15 protein-coding genes and 1 pseudogene are annotated in these 23442 nt (G+C 64.3%); 6 read left to right on the top strand and 10 right to left on the bottom strand.

Going from position 1 to position 23442, the window contains the following annotated elements; genetic code table 11:
- Window positions 1-66: 66 nt before the first annotated feature.
- Window positions 67-1014, top strand: coding sequence for a MurR/RpiR family transcriptional regulator (locus A9K71_RS29105; protein ID WP_067003962.1), 948 nt, complete (start codon window positions 67-69; stop codon window positions 1012-1014).
- Window positions 1015-1232: 218 nt separating this feature from the next.
- On the top strand, window positions 1233-3023 hold the full coding sequence (locus A9K71_RS29100) for an NAD(P)/FAD-dependent oxidoreductase (protein ID WP_067003960.1): 1791 nt from the start codon (window positions 1233-1235) through the stop codon (window positions 3021-3023).
- 5 nt (window positions 3024-3028) lie between these two features.
- Here A9K71_RS29100 and A9K71_RS29095 read toward each other — a convergent pair whose 3' ends face one another.
- On the bottom strand, window positions 3029-4252 hold the full coding sequence (locus A9K71_RS29095) for an amidohydrolase/deacetylase family metallohydrolase (RefSeq protein ID WP_067003958.1): 1224 nt from the start codon (window positions 4250-4252) through the stop codon (window positions 3029-3031).
- A 29-nt stretch (window positions 4253-4281) separates the two neighbouring features.
- Window positions 4282-4647: a RidA family protein gene (locus tag A9K71_RS29090; protein WP_067003956.1), complete on the bottom strand. Its 366-nt coding sequence runs from the start codon at window positions 4645-4647 to the stop codon at window positions 4282-4284.
- 197 nt (window positions 4648-4844) lie between these two features.
- On the opposite strand from A9K71_RS29090, the gene A9K71_RS29085 reads away from it, so the two are divergent.
- On the top strand, window positions 4845-5330 hold the full coding sequence (locus A9K71_RS29085; RefSeq protein ID WP_067003954.1) for a hypothetical protein: 486 nt from the start codon (window positions 4845-4847) through the stop codon (window positions 5328-5330).
- 96 nt (window positions 5331-5426) lie between these two features.
- Here the strand turns inward: A9K71_RS29085 and A9K71_RS29080 are convergent, their stop codons facing one another.
- Window positions 5427-5681 (bottom strand): hypothetical protein, encoded by a 255-nt coding sequence (locus A9K71_RS29080; protein ID WP_067003952.1) that lies wholly within the window; start codon window positions 5679-5681, stop codon window positions 5427-5429.
- Between the two features lie 207 nt (window positions 5682-5888).
- Here A9K71_RS29080 and A9K71_RS29075 point away from each other — a divergent pair, with 207 nt between their 5' ends.
- The 3 genes and pseudogenes from A9K71_RS29075 to A9K71_RS29065 all read left to right on the top strand — a co-directional run bounded on the left by A9K71_RS29075 (window position 5889) and on the right by A9K71_RS29065 (window position 15346).
- A complete protein-coding gene (locus A9K71_RS29075; protein ID WP_067003950.1) occupies window positions 5889-7388 on the top strand; it encodes an ATP-binding protein in 1500 nt (499 codons plus the stop codon).
- A gap of 140 nt (window positions 7389-7528) precedes the next feature.
- A pseudogene (locus tag A9K71_RS29070) lies at window positions 7529-13253 on the top strand (HAMP domain-containing protein).
- A 23-nt stretch (window positions 13254-13276) separates the two neighbouring features.
- Window positions 13277-15346: a response regulator gene (locus A9K71_RS29065; RefSeq protein ID WP_067003948.1), complete on the top strand. Its 2070-nt coding sequence runs from the start codon at window positions 13277-13279 to the stop codon at window positions 15344-15346.
- Between the two features lie 9 nt (window positions 15347-15355).
- Here A9K71_RS29065 and A9K71_RS29060 read toward each other — a convergent pair whose 3' ends face one another.
- From A9K71_RS29060 to A9K71_RS29030, 7 genes are all read right to left on the bottom strand, one after another.
- Complete coding sequence (locus A9K71_RS29060) at window positions 15356-16342, bottom strand: ABC transporter permease (protein WP_067003946.1); 987 nt, start codon at window positions 16340-16342, stop codon at window positions 15356-15358.
- On the bottom strand, window positions 16339-17325 hold the full coding sequence (locus A9K71_RS29055) for an ABC transporter permease (protein ID WP_067003944.1): 987 nt from the start codon (window positions 17323-17325) through the stop codon (window positions 16339-16341). The genes A9K71_RS29060 and A9K71_RS29055 overlap by 4 nt, the downstream gene beginning before the upstream one ends.
- Window positions 17322-18869, bottom strand: coding sequence for a sugar ABC transporter ATP-binding protein (locus A9K71_RS29050; protein ID WP_067004198.1), 1548 nt, complete (start codon window positions 18867-18869; stop codon window positions 17322-17324). The genes A9K71_RS29055 and A9K71_RS29050 overlap by 4 nt, the downstream gene beginning before the upstream one ends.
- A 154-nt stretch (window positions 18870-19023) precedes the next feature.
- A complete protein-coding gene (locus A9K71_RS29045; protein WP_067003942.1) occupies window positions 19024-20058 on the bottom strand; it encodes an ABC transporter substrate-binding protein in 1035 nt (344 codons plus the stop codon).
- A 69-nt stretch (window positions 20059-20127) separates the two neighbouring features.
- On the bottom strand, window positions 20128-21042 hold the full coding sequence (locus tag A9K71_RS29040) for a sugar phosphate isomerase/epimerase (protein WP_067003940.1): 915 nt from the start codon (window positions 21040-21042) through the stop codon (window positions 20128-20130).
- 18 nt (window positions 21043-21060) lie between these two features.
- On the bottom strand, window positions 21061-22596 hold the full coding sequence (locus tag A9K71_RS29035) for a mannitol dehydrogenase family protein (RefSeq protein WP_245299828.1): 1536 nt from the start codon (window positions 22594-22596) through the stop codon (window positions 21061-21063).
- A complete protein-coding gene (locus A9K71_RS29030; protein WP_067003936.1) occupies window positions 22593-23375 on the bottom strand; it encodes an SDR family oxidoreductase in 783 nt (260 codons plus the stop codon). The genes A9K71_RS29035 and A9K71_RS29030 overlap by 4 nt, the downstream gene beginning before the upstream one ends.
- Window positions 23376-23442 lie beyond the last annotated feature (67 nt).

Genomic DNA, 23442 nt, shown 5'->3' with positions numbered 1-23442 from the left:
TGCCTATGGCCAGCCGGCGGATAATCGCAAATATGGTGGTCCAGAAACGGCAGAGAAGGACGGCCAATGACCGAAGCTGACAGCCAGGCGCTGCGGATTTCCGACGCGGATGACGGCCGGCATGATCATGTCAGGCGCTTCCCCGACATCATTTCGCAGGTGAAGGACAGCTACACGGACTTGCGGCCGGCGGAACGTCGCGTCGCCGACGTCGTGCTCGACGATGTCAAATATGCCGTCGACGCATCGAATGCCGCGCTGGCGCAGCGCGCCCAGGTCAGCGAGCCGACGGTCACCCGTTTCTGCCGCGCCATCGGATGCGACGGCGTGCGCGACTTCAAGCTGAAGCTGGCGCAGAGCCTCGTCGTCGGCGCGCTTTATCTTAGCACCAAGCCGCAACGCACGAACGGCGACAGCGGCATGCCGTTCTGGAACGCCGTCTTCGGCGAAGCGCGCCGCGCGCTGCAGGAGGCCGAACGGCAGATCGATCCAGGGCAGTTGCAGAAAGCGGCGGAGCTGATCGCCAAGGCAAGGCAAGTGACAGTATTCGGACTTGGCGGCAGCTCATCGGCGCTGGCGCAAGAGACGCAGTATCGCCTGTTTCGCTATGGCATCACCATCAGCGCGCAATGCGATCCGTATCTGATGCGCATGACGGCTTCGACGCTGAAGCCGGGCGATGTGGTGATCGCGATATCGGCGACCGGCCGTACCCGGGAGGTGACCGAGGCGGTGGAGCTTGCCAAGCACTATCGCGCCGACGCGATCTGCGTGACCGCGCCGGACACGGAGCTGACACGCGTCTGCGATGTCCAGCTGACGATGGCGGTTCCCGAATATCCCGACACGCTGAAGCCGACAGCTTCGCGCTACGCTTTTCTTGCGGCCATCGACCTGCTCGCGGTCGCGTCCGCCTACAAGCTCGACGGCCCCGCGCGCGAGACGGTGCGCCGCATCAAGTTCAACGCCCAGATCCATCGGACGGGGAAGGAGATGGAGCCGCTCGGAGATTGAGGCAGGTTCTTCCTTCTCCCCTTGTGGGAGAAGGTGGATCGGCGCGATAGCGCCGAGACGGATGAGGGGTGTTCCAGCGGAGTGAGACGCTGGCGTTCCCTGGAGCACCCCTCATCCGACCTCGCTTCGCGAGGCCACCTTCTCCCACAAGGGGAGAAGGGAAGGCCGGCCGCCGGCTCCGATCAAGAATTCGAACAGAAGAAAGGGAACGAACATCAATGCTCGACATCGCAGCATCGCAACAGGCGGCAACCTGGCTCGGCACATTCGGCCGCGCGCTCGAGGCGGGTGACATCGAGGCGGCGACGAACCTTTTCGTGGACGATTGCTACTGGCGCGATCTGCTGGCCTTCACATGGAACATCAAGACCATGGAGGGCCAACCCGCGGTCCGCGAGATGCTCAAGGCGACGCTTTTCTCGACGCAACCGTCGCACTGGCGCCTGTCCGGGGAGCCAAGCGTCGCCGACGGCGTCATCGAGGCCTGGTTCAGCTTCGAGACGGCCGTGGCGCGAGGCGAGGGCATCCTGCGGCTCAAGGATGGCCGCTGCCGGACGCTGTTCACGGCGATGAGCGAGCTCAAGGGTTTCGAGGAGCAGAAGGGGCCTGCCCGGCCGCTCGGCATCCGCCATAAGGCTGATCCCGAACGCGAGACCTGGGCGGAAGCAAGAGCGCGCGAGGCGCGTGAGCTCGGCGTGCACGAGCAGCCCTATTGCCTGGTGATCGGCGGCGGCCAGGGCGGCATCATGCTCGGCGCCCGTCTGCGGCAGCTCGGCGTTCCCACCCTCATCGTCGAGAAGAACGCGCGCGCCGGCGATTCCTGGCGCAACCGCTACCGCTCGCTCGTGCTGCACGACCCGGTCTGGTACGACCATCTGCCCTACATTCCGTTCCCGGAAAACTGGCCCGTGTTCACGCCCAAGGACAAGATGGGCGACTGGCTCGAAATGTACGCCCGCGTCATGGAGCTGAGCTACTGGGTCGCCACCAAATGCATCAGCGCGGCCTATGACGAGGCCGAAAAGGTCTGGACGGTGGTGGTCGACCGCGTCGGCGAGCGCATCACGCTGAAGCCGAAGCAAATCGTCTTCGCCACCGGCGCCTACGGGCCGCCACGGCAGATCGATCTGCCTGGCGCGGACAGCTTCAAGGGCGAGCTTTTGCATTCCAGCCAGTACTCGACCGGCGAGAAATTCCGCGGCAAGCGCGTCGCGGTGATCGGCGCGGCGAGCTCCGGCCACGATGTCAGCGTCGACCTCTGGGAAGCCGGCGCCAAGGTCACGATGGTGCAGCGCTCGCCGACGACGGTGGTGAAGTCCGACACGCTGATGGAGGTCGGCTTCGAGATCTTTTCGGAAAAGGCGCTGGCGCGGGGCATCACCACCGACAAGGCCGACATGATCGTCGCTTCGACGCCCTTCGCGCTGGTCCCACAGGGACAGCGGGCGCTCTACGACGTCATCCGCGAGCGCGACGCGGATTTCTACAAGCGCCTCAGCGACAGCGGCTTTGCCATCGACTTCGGCGAGGACGAGACCGGACTGCTCATGAAAGCCTATCGCACCGGTTCCGGCTACTACATCGACGTCGGCGCCTGCGAGCTGATCCTGAACGGCGAGATCGCGGTGAAGAGCGGCGTCGGCATCAAATCGCTGACGCCGACCGGCATTCTGTTTGAGGACGGCAGCGAGCTGGCGGTCGACGCGATCGTCTCCTGCACCGGCTACCAGTCGATGAACGAGACGGTGGCAGGGATCGTTTCCCGGGAGGTCGCCGACAAGGTCGGGCCGTGCTGGGGCCTCGGCTCCGGCGTCAAGGGCGACCCCGGCCCGTGGCAGGGCGAGTTGCGCAACATGTGGAAGCCGACGGCCCAGGAGGCGCTGTGGTTCCACGGCGGCAATCTCGCGCTGTCGCGCTTCTATTCGAAATTCGTGGCGCTGCAGCTCAAGGCGCGGATGGAGGGGATTGCGACGCCGGTCTATGGCGAGCCGAGCAATTCGCGACGGTGAGCCAATCAGCGCCCGAAGTGCCTGGCCGCAACCTCGACATGCGTATGGTGCGCATGGGCCTCGAAGCGCTCGGTCTCATTATGGTCGGGCGCCTCGTTCCGCCACCATTTGCCGCCGATGACGATGCCATTGGAGACCAGCCGCTGGTCCTCGATCAGTGACGCACCGACCGCATCGACAAAGGTGAAGCGGCCGGGCTGCAGCCTCAGCACCGCGACATCGCCGATGCCGCCGACTTTAAGCGCCCCGAGCTCGGGCCTGGCGATCGCTTCGGCCGGGCGCTGCGTTGCGGCGCGCACGACCTCGACCAGCGGCATGCCGAGCGCCATGAGCTTCGACATGCATACGAGAATATCGAAGGCAGGGCCGTCGACGCAGTAGAGATGCACATCGCTCGAGATGACGTCCGGCGCCAGCCCTTCCGACAGCATCGCCTTCGCCACCTCGAAGTCGAAGGAGCCCATGCCGTGGCCGATGTCGAAGATGACGCCGCGCTCGCGCGCCTGCCGCATATCCGGCCGCACCGCGCCCGAAGCGAAGACCGGCGCGTTGGGGAACGGCCGGAAGCAGTGAGTGAGGATGTCGCCGCGGCGGAGCCTGGGCAGCACTTCCGAACGGCCGGGCGGCGGCTCGTCGATATGCGCCATCAGCGGCAGGCCGGCTTGGTCCGCGGCTTCGAGCGCGAGGTCGACCGGCGCGATGCCGCTGGTGCCGCCGGCATGCTTGCCGGAACGGACTTTTACGCCGACGACGACAGCGGCGTGCTCGCGCACCGCGGCCACCGTCTCGCGCGGCTCGCAGAGTCTGAGATCGCTGCATTCGCCGACGGATACCGTCTCGGCGAAGCCGAATATGCCGGCGAAGGAGATGTTGACGTAGGCAAGGATGCGGACCTTCGAACGCTCGATGACATGGCGGCGAAACCCCAGGAAATTGCCGGCGCCGGCGCTGCCGGCATCGATGAAGGTGGTGGTGCCGCTCTTGGCGGCGAGACGGTCAGCGTCGACGCCGAGCGAGGTGCCGCCCCAGTAGACGTGGCTGTGCAGATCGACGAGGCCCGGAGTGACGATGCAGCCCCCGGCGTCGACCACCTCACCGGCGGTCTCGCTATCGATGGTCGCTTCGATGGCGGCGATTCGGCCATAGGCGACGGCGATGTCGCGCGGCGCATCCAACCCGGAAGCCGGGTCGATCACACGGCCGCCCTTGATCAACAGATCGAACTGCATTCCGCGCCTCCGTTGTTGTCTGGCCGCGATCAGACCGGCCGGTAGGCGATGGCCTCGATCTCGATCTTGATGTCGATCATCAGGCGCGACTCGACGGTGGTGCGCGCCGGCGGGTCGTTCGGGAAGTGCCTGGCATAAACCGTATTGAAGGCGCCGAAATCGCGTGCGTCCTCGAGCCAGACGGTGGTCTTCACCACGTCGTCCATGGTGCATCCGGCCAGCGCCAGCGCAGCCTTGACGTTTTGCAGCACCTGCTCGGCTTGGTCAGTTATGCCGCCCTTGACTACCAGGCCGTCGCTGCCCACAGGCACCTGGCCGGAGACATAGACGAAATCGCCGGCGCGGACGGCGGGCGAGAGCGGGACATGCGATTTTCCGAAGCACTGCTTGGGCAAATGAATCTCCTGTTGTCGACGTAAGGACCGTTCTTGCAGCCGTCTACGCTTGTAGAGGTGATCCTCCAAGAGGCAATGTCGGAAAGCAACATTTTTCCGAAATTCATGTTGCTTTATTACAAATCGTGAGCATCCTGCACCCCGAACCGGCGATGCGACCGGTGGGTTGCTGATCGAACGCAAGGGGAAGAACCAACATGACCTTTGACAAGAATCCGTTTCCGGAAGGCGATGCCGATCGCCATGCGCTGTGGGAAATGCTCGTGCGGCGCGACATCGACGCCTTCCTCGGCCAGGACTGGTCGTTGGTCGAGGACGACTTCATTGCCGAAAGCTTCTTCGGCATGCATGCGCATTTCCTGCCCAATGCCGACGCCTGGCGGCTGCAGTTTCCCAGGCTGGAAGTCTATCGCGACGAATGGCTGCGGCAGGCCAAGGAGACAGCCGCGACGGAATTCGCCGAGCCGCTGCGCGAGGCGATTTTCCGCGTCACCAACCTGCGCGACATCGACGTCAACGGCGATCGTGCTGTGCTGCACAAGAAGTTCGACGGCTCGATCGCCAAGGTGGATGGCGGCGTCGACCGCCTCAAATGGCAGACGCTCTATTTCTGCCGCAAGGTCGGCGGGCGCTGGAAGATCGCCGGTTTCGTCGGTTATATGCCGCATCCGCTCGGAAGCTAATGCATGTCGCCCGGACGTGCGCGCGTTCTGGGACACCGACATGCCCCAAACAAGGATTTACAGCGCCTCGCCTAATCCTTTTCAGCGCAACGAGGTTTAGGACAGGCACGGCAACTGCTCGTCGGGCGAGCGGTGATCGAAGACGACGCCCATGGTCTTACCAACAGCGGCCATGACGATCAGTTCGACCAGATGGTCGTCGCTGTCCCCGCAGGCGGGGTCCGATTGGCGGATGGCGTCGAGCATTGCCCGGGTCGAAACAGTGTCGCCGGCGCGAAATTTCGAAAGAGCAGACGAAACAATGTCTTGCACCGTCAGGTCTACGACGGGCACCTCCGCAGCGACGTTCATAAGCCTCCTCCTGCCATGAACCCTCCCTAAAAGGATGATACGCCGATCAGGAGATTGCGCCAGCGAAATGGTGGTCGGACCAGTTCAGCTGGCGATGGCCTGCCGTTAAGTGTGGAACATCGCGCCGAGCCCTTTGCCCCGTGCTCGACGCACCGCGCGTCGGTTGCTAAGTCCCTCCCGCGCAGGGAGACTATCCGAGTCGAGAATATGACGGTTGCGATCGAGATGGGGCAGACGTCGGCAGGCGCGCCGGCGGCCCTCGACCTTGAAGAGCTGCTGGCGACCCGCCTGCTGGTGCAGGGCAATTCGGGCTCGGGCAAGTCGCATCTGCTGCGCCGGCTGCTGGAGCAGAGCGCGCCCTGGGTGCAGCAGACCATCATCGATCCCGAAGGCGACTTCGTCTCGCTCGGTGAGCGCTACGGCCATCTGGTGATCGACGCCGAGGATCATACCGAGCGCGGCCTGCAGGCGGCCGGCGAGCGAGCGCGCATCCACCGCGTCTCGACAGTGCTAAACCTCGAAGGGCTCGATGCCGAGAACCAAATGCGGCGCGCCGCAGCCTTCCTTGGCGGGTTGTTCGAGGTCGCGCGCGACCATTGGTATCCGATGTTGGTGGTGGTGGACGAGGCGCAGCTCTTCGCGCCTGCTGCTGCAGGCGAGGTCTCGGATGAGGCGCGCAAGCTTTCCCTCGGCGCCATGACCAATCTGATGTGCCGCGGCCGCAAGCGCGGGCTCGCCGGCATCATCGCCACGCAGCGGCTGGCGAAGCTCGCCAAGAACGTCGCGGCGGAGGCCTCCAACTTCCTGATGGGCCGCACCTTTCTGGACATCGACATGGCGCGCGCCGCCGACCTGCTCGGCATGGAGCGGCGGCAGGCGGAAGCCTTCCGCGACCTTGACCGCGGGCATTTCATGGCGCTCGGTCCGGCGCTGTCGCGTCGCCCGCTCAGCGTGCGGATCGGATCGACCGAGACGAGCCCGCGCAACGGCACGCCGCGGCTGATGCCGCTGCCCGAAGCGACGCTCGAAGATGCGCGCGCCATCATCCTCGCGGCACCGCCGCCGGAGACGGTCCGCCCGCAGCGCCGGCCGTCGCCCGACCTGCTCGATCAGTTGATGGCGGCCAAGGCCGCGCCGCTCGACATCCGCCCCGAGCCGGCCGAGCCGCAGCCCAGCGCCGAGGACCTTGCCGAGCGGCGCGGGCGGATGGACCGTATCCTGCGCGCTATCCTGGCTGAGCCCGATGCCGGATTCCGCGTCATCGGCGTGCTCTATCAGGAGTTCGTGGTCCGCTGCCGAATCGAAGGACTCGCTTCGGTGGTGCCCGACCTTTCGGAATTCCGACGCATGCTGACGCGCGCCCGCGCCGGCGTCGGCTCGGACATGGCCGAGGACGACGCGTGGCGCGACGTCTCCGTGCGCGCATCGCTTCTGCCGGAGGACATGCAGGGCGTGTTCATGATGATCGCGAGGGCGGCGAAGGAAGGCTGGCCCTGCCCGAGCGACGCGGCGATCGCCCGCGCTTATGGCTCGCATTCGCTGCGTCGCGCCCGGCGGCTGCTCGATTACATCGAGGAGCAGGGGCTGATCGTCTGCCAGATCGACGGTGTTGGCCGCCGCACGGTGACACTGGTCGAGCTCGCCTGGGCAACGGCCCCGGGGGATCCGAATGGCGGAGAAGAAGAGCCGGGCAGTTCGGCTGCATAAGAATCCGGCCTGAGTGTCTCTACGGCAAGCTTCGCCACATCTGATTAACCACCTGTTCAAACAGGCACGGAACCAAACAGGCCGCGATGCGTTTTGGCCCTCGGCTTAATATAGCTGTCGGGGCAGGCGCGGAGGGGAGTGTGGGCGTTTCTCGTTCGTCAAAGGAACAATTCGATTCCCGTCAGATTCTCAACGCCCTCAAAGCCTTTCGAAACGGTGACTTCTCCGTCCGCATCGAGAATTCTTATGAAGGGTTGAACGGCGAGATCGCCGACACATTCAATCAGATCGTCGAGTTGAACGATCAGATGGCGCGAGAATTTGCGCGGCTGAGCAGGGTCGTCGGCAAGGACGGCCGCATCGGCGAACGCGGCCATGTGAGGAACGCCAAAGGCAGCTGGGAATCGAGCGTCCGTTCGGTCAACGACCTGATCGAGGACATGGTGCAGCCCACCGCGGAAGTTGCCCGCGTCATCGGCGCGGTCGCCAAGGGCGATCTGTCCCAATCCATGATGGTGGAAATTGACGGCAGGCCGCTTCGCGGCGAATTCCTGCGCATCGGTAAAATCGTCAACACCATGGTTGAGCAGCTCGCCTCCTTCACGTCGGAGGTGACGCGTGTGGCGCGCGAGGTCGGCACCGAAGGCAAGCTGGGCGGTCAGGCACGCGTCAGGGGGGCGGCGGGCACGTGGAAGGACCTGACCGACAATGTCAACGCGATGGCGACCAATCTGACCAGCCAGGTGCGCAACATTGCGGAGGTGACCACGGCTGTCGCGTCTGGCGACTTGTCGAAGAAGATCACCGTCGACGTGAAGGGTGAGATCCTCGAACTGAAGAACACCATCAACACGATGGTGGACCAGCTCAACTCCTTCGCCTCGGAGGTGACCCGCGTCGCGCGTGAGGTCGGCACCGAGGGCAAACTCGGAGGCCAAGCCCGTGTCGAGGGCGTTGGCGGTACTTGGAAAGACCTCACCGACAGCGTCAACCTGATGGCCGCCAACCTGACCGGCCAAGTCCGCAACATCGCCGATGTGACGACGGCGGTGGCTTTGGGCGACCTCTCCAAGAAGATTACCGTCGACGTGAAAGGCGAAATTCTGGAACTGAAATCGACCATCAACACCATGGTCGATCAGCTCAACTCATTTGCCGGCGAGGTGACGCGCGTGGCGCGCGAGGTCGGCACGGAAGGCAAGCTCGGCGGCCAAGCACAGGTGCGCGGTGTCGCCGGCACCTGGAAGGACCTGACCGACAACGTCAATTCCATGGCGGCGAATCTTACCGGTCAGGTGCGCAACATCGCCGAAGTGACTACCGCGGTGGCACTGGGTGACCTCTCGAAGAAGATCACCGTCGATGTGAAGGGCGAGATCCTGGAGCTGAAGAACACCATCAACACGATGGTGGACCAGCTGAACTCCTTCGCCTCGGAAGTCACCCGCGTGGCACGCGAGGTCGGCACCGAGGGAAAGCTGGGCGGCCAAGCTGAAGTCCGCGGAGTCGGCGGCACATGGAAGGACCTGACGGACAACGTCAACCTGATGGCCGCCAATCTGACCGGGCAGGTGCGCAATATCGCCGATGTTACCACGGCCGTTGCCAGGGGCGACCTTTCGAAAAAGATCACCGTCGATGTGAAGGGCGAAATCCTCGAACTGAAGAACACCGTCAACACCATGGTGGACCAGCTCAATTCCTTCGCGTCGGAGGTCACCCGCGTGGCGCGCGAAGTGGGCTCGGAAGGCAAATTGGGAGGTCAGGCGCATGTCGAGGGCGTCGGCGGCACCTGGAAGGATCTGACCGACAATGTCAACGCGATGGCCGGCAATTTGACCGTGCAGTTGCGCGACGTCTCCAAGGTCGCGACCGCAATCGCCACCGGCGACCTGACCCAGAAGATCACCGTCGACGCCTTGGGCGAAATCCTGCAGATCAAGGACGTCATCAATACGATGGTGGATCAGTTGAACTCCTTCGCCTCGGAGGTGACGCGCGTCGCCCGCGAAGTGGGTTCCGACGGCAAGCTCGGGGGACAGGCGCAGGTGCGCGGTGTTGCCGGCACCTGGAAGGACCTCACCGACAACGTCAACGCCATGGCCGCCAATCTCACGGGCCAAGTGCGCAACATTGCGGAGGTGACGACCGCCGTCGCACTCGGCGATCTGTCGAAAAAGATCACGGTCGATGTGCGCGGTGAAATCCTGGAGCTCAAGGACACCATCAACACGATGGTGGACCAATTGAACTCCTTTGCCTCGGAAGTGACGCGCGTGGCGCGCGAGGTCGGCACCGAAGGCAAGCTCGGCGGTCAGGCACAGGTGCGCGGCGTCGCCGGCACCTGGAAGGACCTGACCGACAACGTCAACTCGATGGCCGAGAACCTCACCGGTCAGGTTCGCAACATCGCAGAAGTTACCACAGCGGTGGCGCGAGGCGACCTGTCCAAGAAGATCACCGTCGATGTCAAAGGCGAGATCCTGGAGCTGAAGTCGACCATCAACACCATGGTCGACCAGCTCAACTCGTTCGCCGGCGAGGTGACGCGCGTGGCGCGCGAAGTCGGCACCGAAGGCAAGCTCGGCGGTCAGGCTCGGGTGGAGGGTGTGGCCGGCACCTGGAAGGACTTGACCGACAACGTCAATCTGATGGCGACCAATCTGACCAACCAGGTGGCGCGGCATTGCAGACGTCGTCACCGCCGTTGCCCAGGGCAACCTGAAGCGCAAGCTTGCGGTCGATGCCAAGGGTGAGATCGCTTCGCTGGCGGACACGATCAACGGCATGATCGAGACGCTGGCGACCTTCGCGGATCAGGTGACCAACGTGGCTCGCGAGGTCGGCATCGAGGGCAAGCTCGGCGGCCAGGCCAGGGTGCCGGGCGCCGCCGGCCTGTGGCGCGACCTGACCGACAACGTCAATCAGCTGGCGGCGAACCTGACGACCCAGGTCCGGGCCATCGCCGAAGTGTCGACCGCGGTGACCAAGGGCGACCTCACCCGCTCGATCAGCGTGCAGGCCTCCGGCGAGGTCGCGGCGCTGAAGGACAACATCAACGAGATGATCCGCAACCTCAAGGACCAGACCTTGAAGAATGCCGAGCAGGATTGGCTGAAGACCAATCTCGCCCGTTTCTCGCGCATGCTGCAGGGCGAGCGGGACCTTGCCACGGTTTCGCGGATGATCATTTCCGAGCTCGCGCCACTGGTGAACGCGCAATACGGCCTGTTCTACGTCACCAATCGCGACGAGGAAGAATCCTATCTGGAACTAGCCGCGTCCTACGCCGCCGAAGGCAAGGCCACCGTCCGCCAACGGGTCGACTTCCGCGAAGGCCTGATCGGGCAGTGCGCCGCCGACAAACGGGCAATCATGCTCGATGACGTCCCATCGAGCTTCCTGCGCATCACCTCCGGCCTGGGCGAGGCCCCGCCGGCGAGCGCCATCGTCCTGCCGGCATTGTTCGAGGACGAGGTCAAGGCGGTTATCGAACTCGCTTCGTTCAGCCGGTTCAGCGATACGCACCGCCTTTTCCTGGAGCAGCTCATGGAATCGGTCGGCATCGTGCTCAACACGATCGCCGCGACCATGCGCACGGAAGGGCTTCTCAAGCAATCGCAGCTTTTGACGTCCGAACTGCAGTCGCGTCAGACCGAGCTCACCAAGAAGCAGGAAGAGCTTCACGCCACTAATGAGGAGCTGCAGGAAAAGGCGCAACTGCTCGAGAATGAAAAGAAGCAGGTGGAAAACAAGAACCTCGAGATCGAGATGGCCAGGCGGGCTCTGGAGGAGAAGGCCGAGCAACTGGCGCTGACCTCCAAATACAAATCCGAATTCCTGGCGAACATGAGTCACGAGCTGAGGACGCCGCTGAATTCGCTGTTGATCCTGTCCAATCTGCTTGCGACCAACCAGCAGGGGAATCTGAACGACAAGCAGATCGATTTCGCGCGTACTATCAACTCGGCAGGTACCGACCTGCTCAGCCTCATCAACGACATACTGGATCTTTCCAAGATCGAGTCCGGCACGGTGTCGATCGAAATCAACGACATGCCGCTCGCACACCTGCGCCAGCATATGGAGCGGACTTTCAGACAGCTTGCGGCTGACAAGGGGCTCGGCTTCACCATCAAGATCGAGCAAGCCCTGCCTGACACGATCCGCACGGACGAAAAGCGGCTGCAGCAGATCGTGCTCAATCTGCTGTCCAACGCCTTCAAATTCACGTCCAACGGCGAGGTGATGCTGAACATCCATGCCGAGAGAACCGGCCGCAAAAACGGTGCGGCGCCGCCCCGGGCACTGGCGATCGCCGTTACCGATACCGGGATCGGCATTCCGGAAGACAAGCAAAAGCTCATCTTCGAGGCGTTTCAGCAGGCCGACGGCACGACCAGCCGCAAATATGGCGGCACTGGCCTCGGCCTTTCCATCAGCCGGGAAATCGCCCGGCTGCTCGGCGGTGAGCTGCGCGTCGAAAGCGAGCAAGGCAAGGGATCGACCTTCACCCTGGTCATCCCCTTCGACGGCCCGCGCAGCAGCAGCCTGGCGGCGCCGATCGAGCTTTCGCCTGCCGACGTCATCGCGGCGGGCGTCCAGCCAGCAGACAGCTCGGGTACCCCAGAACTTGCGGACGATCGTGACTCGATCAATCCCTCGGACAGGGTGGTGCTTATTGTCGAGGACGACCCGACTTTCGGAGGGCTGCTGCTCGGTCTTGCTCGATCCGCCGGACTGAAGGGGGTGCTTTCAACGGCCGGCTCCGGCACGCTGGCGCTGACCCGCAAGCTGATGCCCGATGCGATCACGCTCGATCTCGGCCTTTCAGACATCGACGGCTGGGTGCTTTTCGACCTTCTGCGGCATGACCAGAAGACCAGGAACATTCCGATCCATGTCATCTCCGGCGCCGAGGATCTCGAAGTGCTGACGCGCAGGGGCGCTGCAAGCGTTTCGAGCAAGCCGGTTTCGGCCGGCGAGCTCGCCCGCGTTTTCGAGGAAATCCATTCGCGGAACCTGAGGGTGCAGCGCAACGTGTTGATCGCCGATCCTGACCCCGAGCGCCGCCTGGCCCTGGTGGAAGCCATTCGAGATGGCATCACCTCGGTCACCGCGGTCGGTCGTGTCGCCGCCAACGTGGACGAGCCGGGCGCCGCCGCTTATGACGCGATTGTTTTCGGGTTTGGGCGTTCGGCCAAGGACAACGCCCAGATGCTCGACGAAATCGTGTCTCAGTTCAGCGACGCTCTACCGCGCCTGCTGTTCTTCACGCCGCACCCGGACGCGTTTCTGCAGCAGGTCGCGCTGCATCCGGCACTGGGCGATGTCCCACGTGCCGATAACTTCGGCCAGCTCGGGCTCCTGATCTCGGCGGCACTGCCAAGCGACACGCAGAGCGAACAGATCTTGGCCACCGAGCAGGTCGACAATGCCGATCTCGCCGGCGCCAAGGTTCTGATCGTCGACGACGACATTCGCAACATCTACTCGTTGACCAGCGTGCTGGAGACTTACGACATTGATGTGCAGCATGCCGAACGGGGCCGGGACGGCATCGCGTTGCTCGAAGAAACACCCGACGCCGATGTCGCCCTGATCGACATCATGATGCCGGAAATGGACGGCTACGAGACCATGCGTCGGATTCGGGCCATGCCGGCGATAGCCCACATCCCATTGATCGCGGTTACCGCCAAGGCGATGAAAGGCGACCGTCAGAAATGCCTGGACGCCGGCGCATCCGACTACATCGCCAAACCGGTCGACCTCGATCTGCTGCTTGCGTTGCTGCGGGTTTGGATCGGTCGCGCGCGAGCGCGGGCTGAGCCCTTCGCGCCGGCATTGATGACCGCCATCTGAAAGCGCTCCGGCAGGTAAAAGGAATGGCCGCGATCGAGGCAGAAAGAAGCGAACCGGTCGAAGGATTGCGGGCACGCGTTCTCGCGGTCGATGACGACGAACGCAATCTGCTTGCCATCGCGGAGGTGCTTGGCGAAGTCGGCGAGGTCGTCTGCGCCCAGTCGGGTGAGGAAGCGCTGCGCTTCCTGCTCAAGGAAGATTTCGCCGTCATCCTGCTCGACGTGCTCATGCCGAACCTCGACGGCTACGAGACGGCTACGCTGATCCGCCGGCGTGAACGATCGAAAAACACGCCGATCATCTTCCTTACCGCGATCAGCAAGGAAGAGGCGCATATGCTGCGCGGCTATGACGTCGGCGCTGTCGACTACCTGTTCAAGCCGTTCGACCCGGTGATGCTTCGCTCCAAGGTTATGGTCTTCGTCGATCTTCATGAGAAGACGCGCGAGATCGAGCGAAACGCGGCGCGGGAGCAGCGGCTGCTCGAACAGGCGCTGAAGGCCAAGTCGGACAAACTCGATGCCGAACGGGCGCTGCGCCATTCGGAAGCAAGGCAGGAGGCGATTCTTGCCTCGCTTCCGATCTGTTTTCATGCCCGCTCGGCTGAGGCGCCTTTCGCCGCAAGCTACGTCTCGCAAGGCGTCGAGCGGCTGACAGGGTTCCCGCCGAGCCGTTTCCTGTCGCATCCGGATTTCGGGCTCAGCCGGGTTCACCCCGACGATCGCGAGGAGGTAACCAGGTCGCTTTCGGCGGCATGCGAGACGGGGTCCTATGGCTGCGAATTTCGCTGGCGGTGCGCCAATGATGAATATCGCATCTTCTTCGATCGGGGCGTGGTTTCCAAAGATGACGCTGGGCTCGAGTTGCTTGGCACCATGCAAGACATAACAGAGCAACGCCGCCTGGAGAGCCAGCTGCTGCAGTCGCAGCGGCTCGATGCGATCGGCAAACTGACCGGCGGACTCGCCCATGACTTCAACAATCTCCTCGCGGCGATCCTTTCCGGCCTAAGCCTGCTCGAGCGACAGCTGACGCTGGACGGCAACGCTACCAAGATCCTCGACATGACACGCCGCTCCGCCGGGCAAGGCAGGGATCTCGTCCAGCGCATGCTCGCTTTTTCGCGACGCCAGGACCTGAAGCCCGTGGCAGTACCCTTGTCGAGCCTTGGGGATACGATGAACGGGTTGGTTGCCCCGGTCCTTGGAGGCCTCGTGCGCTTCAAGTGGCTGGTGAGTGACGGCACATGGCCGGTGTATGTGGATGCGGCGCAGCTCGAGCTCGCCTTGATGAACCTCATCTTCAATGCGCGAGACGCAATGCCTTCGGGAGGCACGGTTCTCGTCCGGACGAGCAACCGCAGCGTCGGCCACGCGGGCGACGAACTGCCGGCCGGCGACTATGTGGTGGTCGCTGTCGAGGACACCGGGACCGGAATTGCCGGCGACATGATAAGCAAGGTGGTCGAGCCGTTTTTCACAACCAAGCCGATCGGGAAGGGCACCGGGCTGGGTCTCAGCACCGTCTATGGTTTCGCCAAGCAGTCGGGCGGCACGCTCAGGATAGAGAGCGAGGTGGACCGCGGCACCATCATAGAACTGTGGCTGCCCCGATCCAATCAGCCGCAGGATGTCACCGAGGCTATCGCTGCTGCCGGCGCAGAGGCTGTCGAGGCTGCCGACGCGGAGCGCGCCACGGCGGTTGGCGAACGATCACTGACCGTTCTGCTCATCGATGACAGCCACTCCTTGAGAGAAATGACGGCCATGTCGCTCAGGCAGTCCGGCTTCGAGGTCGTAGGGGCCTCCGGCGGAGCCGAAGCGCTTGCCGCCATTGAGAGAGAGCCGGATCGATTCGACGTGATCGTCACCGACTTTGCCATGCCCCTTATCTCGGGCATAGACGTGATCCGGTTTGCCCGCAATCTGCGTGCCGGCTGGCCGGCGGTCATGATCACCGGCTATGCGGATGCGGAGAAAATCGTGGAGCGCCCCCTCGATGTCGCGCTTGTCGGCAAGCCGTTCGACGAAAAGGATCTTGTTGTGGCCATACATGCCGCAGCGCGCGGCAAGCTAATCAACGCCTCGGCATAGCTTCGCCTGTTACCTGTCCTCGATGATCCTCAAATAGGCCGCGGTCACGAACAGCACGATGAAGCCGAAGAGGATGCGGCGGCCGCCTTCGGGCATATGCAGGATGGTGAGCAGCGTCGTCAGCACGGTCAGGATCAGCGCGCCGACAATGGTTCCCATATAGCCGCCGCGGCCGCCGAAGATCGAGGTGCCGCCGATGACGGCGGCAGCCACCGAAGGCAGCACCAGCGGCTCGGCGAGCGACAGCGAGGGCGCCTTGATCAGGCCGATATAGAGCAGGCCGGTGATGCCGGCGAGCAGGCTGGAGATGACATAGAGCGCCGTGATCACCTGCCAGTAGCGGACGCCCGAAAGCCGTGCAGCGCGCTCATTGTCGCCGACGGCGTAGAGCAGGCGGCCGAAGCCTGTACGGTTCAAGGTGAAGACGATCAGCACCGCCACCGGCACGAACAGGAAGAGCGCGTTGGGGAAGCCGTAGGTGAGACCGGTGCCGAGCCAGTTGAGGAAATCCGGAATCTTGGCGCCGGAGGCGATCACGGTGCGCTGGTAGACCTGCAGGAAGCCGGTGCCGATCAGGCTGGTGCCGAGCGTCATGATCAGCGGATGGACGCGGAAGACGCCGACGCCGACGCCGTTGACGAGGCCGATCAGCACCGCCGGCAGCATGGCGAGGATGAAAGCCACCGTCGGATCCTGGTTGACGATTTGCGTCGCCATGATGAAGGCGCTCATCGTCGCCACCGTGCCGACCGAGAGGTCGATGCCGCCGGTGAGCATCGTCATGGTCTGACAACCGGCGAGGATTGCCAGCGGAATGGCGAACTTGGCGGTGTTGGCGATCCAGCGCTCATTGACGATCCCGGGGCGAAGAACCTGCAGGATCAGCACCAGTATGACGAGCAGGATGATCAGGGGAATGAGCGGCCGATCCGCCATGAAGCGCTTCAGGCGGCGGCCGAGCGAGACCGGCTGGGGCATGGTCGCGCTGTTCGTCATGGTGTTGCTCCTGCCGGGCGGCCCCGGATGGTGATGAAGGCGCCGAACATCACCACGGCGACCATGATCGCGCCCTCGATGATGGCCGTGACGTTGGGATCGATGGCCAGAAGCGTCAGGTCGGTGCGCACCAGCCTGAGCACGAAGACGGCGATGATCGGCCCGAGCAGCCCTCCCTTGCCGCCACCGAGCGCGACGCCGCCCAGCACCACCGCCGCGACGCTGGCCAGCAGATAGGGACCGGGAATCGGCGCGCCGATGCCGGTGCTGATGGTGAGCGACAGCCCGCCAAGTGCTGCGAACAGGCCGGAGAGCGCGTAAGCGACGATCCTGGTGCGGGCCACCGGCACGCCGCTGCGGAAGGCGGCGAGCTCGTTGCTGCCGATGGCGTAGATGGAAAGGCCAAGCCGCGAGCGCCTGAGCGGGATCCAGATGACGAAGAGGCAGACAAGCAGCAGCACCAGCGCCTTTGGGACCCAGGCATCGGCCCAATCCGGCAGGCCGGGGATCGGCATGGTGCCGACGACGGTGGCCTTCAGCCACTCGGCGGCTGCGCCGCCGGGCGCGTCAAGCACCAGGAGCGCCGCGCCTTGCAGGACGAATAGCGTGGCCAAAGTAACCACGATATCCGGCACTCGGGTCACGACGATTAGGAGGCCGTTTAGCGCGCCGAGCACAAGGCCCATGGCCAGCACGAAGGGCACGACGAAGTACGCATATTCCTCGCTGGCGCCGTTCATCATCGAGGCGGCGGTGACGCTGGTCAGCGCCATCATGGCGGCCACCGACAGGTCGATGCCGCCGGCGATGACCACCACAGTCTGCGCCGCGACGGCGAAGGCGTAGGGGAGAACCGCCCGCGCCAGCGAGCCGAAGTCGCCGCTGCCGTAGCCCGGCTGGATCAGCTTGGTGACGACGAACAGGAATACGAGCAGGGCGAGCAGGCCGGCGACCCAGCCCTGGCGGCGCAGGAAGCGCATCATGGCGCGGTCTCCGCGTCGGACGTTGGCCTGACATCGGCAAGGATGCCGACATCCGCCCTGGCGCCGCGCGGCAGGCCGTAGGCGGCCCGCATCAGAGCCGGCTCGTCGGCGAGCTCGACCGGGAAGGTGTCGACGACACGGCCGCCGAAGATGACGATGACGCGGTCGCAGACACGCTGCACTTCCTCCAGCTCGGATGTGTAGAAGAGGACCGATTTGCCGAGGCCGGCGAGCTCGCGCAGCAATTTGTAGATTTCCTGCTTGGTGCCGACATCGATGCCGCGCGTCGGGTCGAAGCAGAGGATGGTGCGGGCATCTGCCGCGATCCAGCGGGCAATCGTCACCTTCTGCTGGTTGCCGCCGGAAAGGCGCTGGACCTCGCCCTGCGCGCGGGTGTCGATCTGCAGCCGGGCGATGGCGCTTGAAACCACCATATGCTCCCGGCGCACCTTGATCGGTCCCCATTTGCGCAGCGCAGCGCTGAAAGGCAGCGCGATGTTCTCGCGCACCGAACGCTGCATGGCTAAAGCCTCTGTGCGGTCACCCGGCACGTAGGCGAGGCCGGCCTGGATGGCATCGCTTGGATGGAAGAACTTCACCGGCGCGCCATCGACGGCGATCGTGCCGCCGGCCGGGCGGATCGAGCCGGCAAGGGCGGCGAAGAGCTCGTCCTGGCCCTGGCCCTCGAGCGCGACGACGCCGGCCACCTCGCCATTGGCGAGATCGAAAGAGACGTCATGCAGCTTCGTGCCGAGCTGCAGGTTGCGGACCGAAAGCCGAGGGTGGCTGTCCTTCACGACCGGCGCTTCGCTTGCCGTGCGCGCCGCGGCGACGCTGGTCTTCTCGATACGGGCGCCAAGCATCATCTCGACGATCTTTTCCTCGACGCCGGGCTCGATGTTGACCACGCCGACGGTTGCGCCGTCGCGCAGCACTGTGGCTCGGTCGCACAGCGCCGAGATCTCGACGAAACGGTGCGAGATGAAGATGACCGAGCGGCCGCTGTCGCCCTGGCGGCGCACGACTTCCAGCACTTTTTCGGCAAGGTTGGCGGGCAGCGCGGCCGTCATCTCGTCGAGCAGCAGAACGTCGGGCTCGGCGGCGAGCGCGCGCGCTAGGTCGAGCACACGCAGGACGGCCAGCGGAATGTCGCGCGCGGTCTCGCGTATGTCGAGGTTCGGAATGCCGAGCTCGCGCACCCAGGCGCGGAACGGCTCGACCGGCGTGCCAGTGAGCCTGAGATTGGAAAGCACATCGAGGTCAGGGATCAGCGCCGGTTCCTGGTAGACCGGCAGCAGGCCGGCGCGACGCGCGGCGGCCGGAGAGCGGACATCGCGAGCTTCGCCGCGGATCAGGATGCGGCCGGCATCCGCCGGGATCGCACCGGTCAGGATCTTAACAAGGGTCGACTTGCCGGCGCCGTTGGCGCCCATCAGCGCATGGACTTCGCCCGGCAGCACCGACAACGATGCGTCACGCAGCGCCGACACCGCGCCGTAATTCTTCGCCACGCCGGTGGCGTCCAGCAATGTATTGTTCGGCAATTCGTTCGTCGTCAAAACCAGCGTTCTCGCATCAAGCGCCAAGGACGGCAGGTTCGCACCTGCCGTCCCGGCGACCTTATCTGCCGCAGTTCCTTATCGCAAAAACCGTAGGATGCTTTTTGCGAAATCTGCGGAGTTGAAGTCGCTCAGGCGACTATTCGCCCGGACCCTTGCAGGCGACGATCTGCTCCTTGGTGTAGGTGGTCCAGTCCGGGATAGAGATCGAGACCGGCCATTCGGGGCTGAGCGACGGATCGGCGGCCGCCTTCAGCTTGGCCTTGCCTTCCTCCGTGACATTTTCCCAGAGCTGCGGCTCGACCAGAACGGTTTGCTGCGCCGGCTTCTTGCCGTCGAGGATCTGCAGTGCGAGCGTGACGCCGGCGCCGCCGATCGAGCCGGGATTGGTGACGGCAGCGCCGACCAGACCCTTGACCGTGTTCAACTGGCCGACGAAGCCGGCATTGTCGGCGCCGACAACCGGCACCATCGGCGCCTGCTGCTCGACCAGAGCGTCGACGATGACGTTGTCGATGCCGGAGGTCCAAATGCCGTTGATCGGCGTTCCGGTGGCGAGGAAGGACAGGATCTGCTGCTTGGCCTGATCCTGCTGCCAGCCGGTGAAGACTTCCTGCGCGACCTTCACGTCGGGGAATTCGGCCAGCGCCTTCTTGAAGCCCTTGTCGCGGTCGCTGTCGGCGGAAGCACCGGCGGCGCCGCGCATGTACAGCACCTCGCCCTTGCCGCCCATCTGCTGGAACAGCCACTTGGCGCCGAGATAGGCATACTGTTCCTGGTTGTTGGAGATGATGTATGCGGACGGCTCGGTCACCGCCTGGTCGACAGCGACGACGACGATACCGGCCTTGGTGGCTTCCTCCAGACCGGCCTTGATGCCGGCCGGATCGGCCGGGTTGACGACGATGGCGTTTACCTTGGCGCTGATCAGATTGCGGATGTCCTCGAGCTGGCCGGCGGCGTCGGTGTTGCGGTGGGCGATGTTGAGCTTCGCCACTTCGCCGGAGGCGAGCGCCTGGGCCTTCATGGCGCAGATCATTTCCTCACGCCAGCCATTGCCCTGCACGGTGTTGGAGATGCCGATCGTGTATTTGCCTTCGGCGGACGACACGCCCACCGAGGCAAGCAAGGCAGCGCCGGCAAGCAGCGGGGCCATGGTCAGGTATTTCTTCATTTCAGTACTCCTCCACATTGATTTCAGTTCCTGGGCTCCGAAACGATCGAAGCCTAGCCGTTTGTCCCCTCATTTGACGAAGGGGCGCAGCACGTCGCGAGCCAGCAGAAAACCGCGCTTGACCTTGTCGTCGCTTCCCTCGAACCGGCGGTCCTCATGCTCGATGACCACCGGCCCGTCATATCCGGCCCGGTAAAGGCCCGAAAAGATGCTGCTCCAGTTGATGTCGCCAAGCCCCGGCATGCGTGGCACCTGCCAGCCTATGCCTGCGGAAAGGATCCCGCGCTCATACAAACCATCATGATCGATCATCAGGTCCTTGGCATGCACATGCAGCATGTGCGGGCCGAACTCGCGGATGAAGCGTTCCTTGTCGATCATCTGCCAGACGAGATGCGAGGGGTCGAAATTCATGCCGACGTCGCCGCCCCAAGCCTCGAGAATCCGGCGCCAGACATAGGGCGAATAGGCGATGTTGTGTCCGCCCGGCCATTCGTCATAGCTGAAGATCATCGGGCAGTTCTCGAAGGCGAGCTTGACGCCGTGCTCGCGCGCGTGGGCGATGATCGCGGGCCAGATTTTCTGCGCGGCCTGCCAGTTGTCGTCGACAGTCTTCGAGGCGTCGCCGCCGCAGAAGGTGTTGACGAGCGAGACACCCATTCGGCTTGCCAGCACGATCACCTTCTTCAGGTGATCGATCACCGCATCGCGATGCGCCTGATCGGGATGCAACGGATTGGGATAGAAACCGAGACCGGAGATCGTCAGGCCCTTGCCGGCGAGCTCGGCGGCAATGTCCTTGGCTTGCGCGGGGGAGGTGCCGGCGGCGTCGATATGGCTGGTGCCGGCATAGCGGCGGCTGGCGCCCGAAGTCTTCGGCCAGCAGGCGATCTCGAGCGCTTCGAAGCCGGCCGAGTTCGCCCAGTCGGCGACATCGCCGAGGGCAGTATCCGGAAATGGTGCCGTGAGCAGTCCAAGCTTCATGATGCCTCCCGCTTCGTACTATGCAGATCGTGCTGGTCGCTTCAACCGTGCATCTGTTGGGTCAGCGCACACATGTCTGACAAAGGCCATCGGATCATCTGACAGCAAACCATCGAGGCTGGTGACGACATTTGCATGAAACACGTCGCTGGCGGCAAGTGACGGATGGAAGATGGCTTCGACGGCAAGGATTGCATTGGCAAGAGATTTGCTGTCCGAACCAACGCGGTCGGCGATGGCCGCAATCTTTTCGGCAAAAGGATCGGACACCTGCCAGGCGCGGCCGAAGCGCGACGATGCCTTGATCAGATAGGCCATCCAGCCCGCGACCGGAACCGACAGCAGCGCGATGCTTTGGCCCTTAGCCAGGCGATCACTGACCGGGTTGAGCAGGCGCTGGACGATCTTCTGCGAGCCGTCGGTAGCAATCTGGTGATTGCGGTGGCGGATCGCCGTGTTGGCGAGGCGCGAAAGGCTTTGCTCGACATAGGCCGACGGCGAGATGCCGGGCACGGGCATCAGCGTCGGCAGCGTCTCTTCCGTCAGCATGCGGCGGACGAAGGTGGCAAGCAACGGGTCGGCCATGGCATCCGATGTGTGCTCGAAGCCGCCCAAAACGCCAAGATAGCTGAGCGTCGTCTGGGCGCCGTTCAGCACCCGCATCTTGAGATGCTCGAACGGCGTGACGTCGTCTACGAAAGCGGCGCCGATGCGGTCCCAGCGCGGCACGCGGCCGGCGAAGCGGTTCTCGATCACCCATTGCCGAAAGCGCTCGCCGACGACGACGGCGCTGTCGCGATAGCCGAAGCGCTGCTCGACCGTCTCGATATCGGCCTCGGTCGTTGCCGGCGCGATGCGGTCGACCATGGCCGAGGGGAAGGCGACATTGGCGGCGATCCAGTCCGCCAAGCCGTTGCCGCGCCGCTCGGCGAATGTCTGCACGACATTGCCGAGGATAGTGCCGTTGGCCGGGATGTTGTCGCAGGAAAGCAGCGTCACCGGGCGGCCATGCGAGCCCATGCGCAGCTCAAGCGCTCGTGCCAGGATGCCGGGCACGCTGCGCGGGGCCTCAGGGTTGGCGAGGTCGTGGACAATGTCGGGATGGTCTAGATCGAGCGCGCCGCTCGACGGGATGTGGCAATAGCCCTTTTCGGTCACCGTCATCGTGACCATCTCGATATCGGGCGAGGCGAGCACCTCGAGTGCGGGCGCGGCGCTGTGCTGGCTGTCGACCACGCGGACGATGCTGCCGATGACGCGGGCCTCGACCTCGTTGTTCTGACGGATGAGCCGCGTATAGAGGCCGTCCTGCCGGCCGAGCGTCGCGGCGAGCACGGGAGGCCGGATGTTGATGCCGACCAGTCCCCAGCGGTCGAAATCGTCCGCCAGGAGGTCATCGGTGTATTCAGCCTGGTGGCAGCGGTGAAAGGCGCCGACGCCGATATGGGCAATGCCCGGCTGCAGCGCCGAGCGAGCGTAAGCCGGTTTGCGGACTTCAGGCGGCAGGCCGCCGAGCAGGGCGGGGCCGAGATAGGCGGAGGGTGAGATGCTCACCGGTTCGCTCCGATCACCCATTGCTCCTGGTCGATCAGCGCGCCGGTCATCGGCCCGGCCGCGTCGGAAAGCAGGAAGACGGCGAGGTTCGCTACGTCGGTAACGGAGAGTAGCCGGCCGAAGGGCTGCGCGGCATTGGCCGCGTCTAGCCAGCCCGGGCCGTGGCCGAGCGTTTCGGCCTGCATGACGCGTTCGGCGGGCGTATCGGTCCAGCCGACATTGATGCCGTTGACGCGGATGCGATCGAAGCGGTGCGCGTTGGCGGCATTCTTGGTCAGCGTCGCCAGAGCGCCCTTGGTGGCGGAATAGACGGCGAGGTCCGGCGCGCCGCAATGCGCATTGATCGACAGGATGTTGACGATGGCGCCGCCTTGTCCGCGCTTTTTCATGTCGGCGATCGCCGCCTGCATCAGGAAGAACGGCGCACGCGCATTGACGGCGAACAATGATGTCCAGTCGTCGAGGCCGGCATCGACGAAGGAGGCCCGGTCGGTCAGAGCCCCTGCATTGACTAGCCCGTCGATGCGGCCGAAGCGCTCGGTGCATGCGGCGGCGAGCAGGGCCGGAGTGTTCGGGTCGCCGAGGTCGGCTGCCAGGAAAGCGGACGGCGCCCCGATCGCCGACAGTTCCGCCGCGACCGCGTCGCCGCGCTGCCGGTTGCGGCCGGTGATCAGCAAAGCTTCGGCGCCGGAACGGGCGGCCGTCCAGGCAATCGCGCGGCCGATGCCTTGCGTCGAACCGGTGATCAACAAGACCTTGCCGTCGAGCCGAACCTCCATTCCTCCTCCTGGAACAAAGTTTCTATTTTCTCGAATATGGAACGGCAGTTCCTTGCAGTCAACTGCG

The sequence above is a fragment of the Mesorhizobium sp. WSM3873 genome, from assembly GCF_001672445.1.
Classification (GTDB): Bacteria; Pseudomonadota; Alphaproteobacteria; order Rhizobiales; family Rhizobiaceae; genus Mesorhizobium.
The sequence above is the reverse complement of the archived record's forward strand: the minus strand, read 5'-3'. Positions and strand labels throughout refer to the sequence as shown.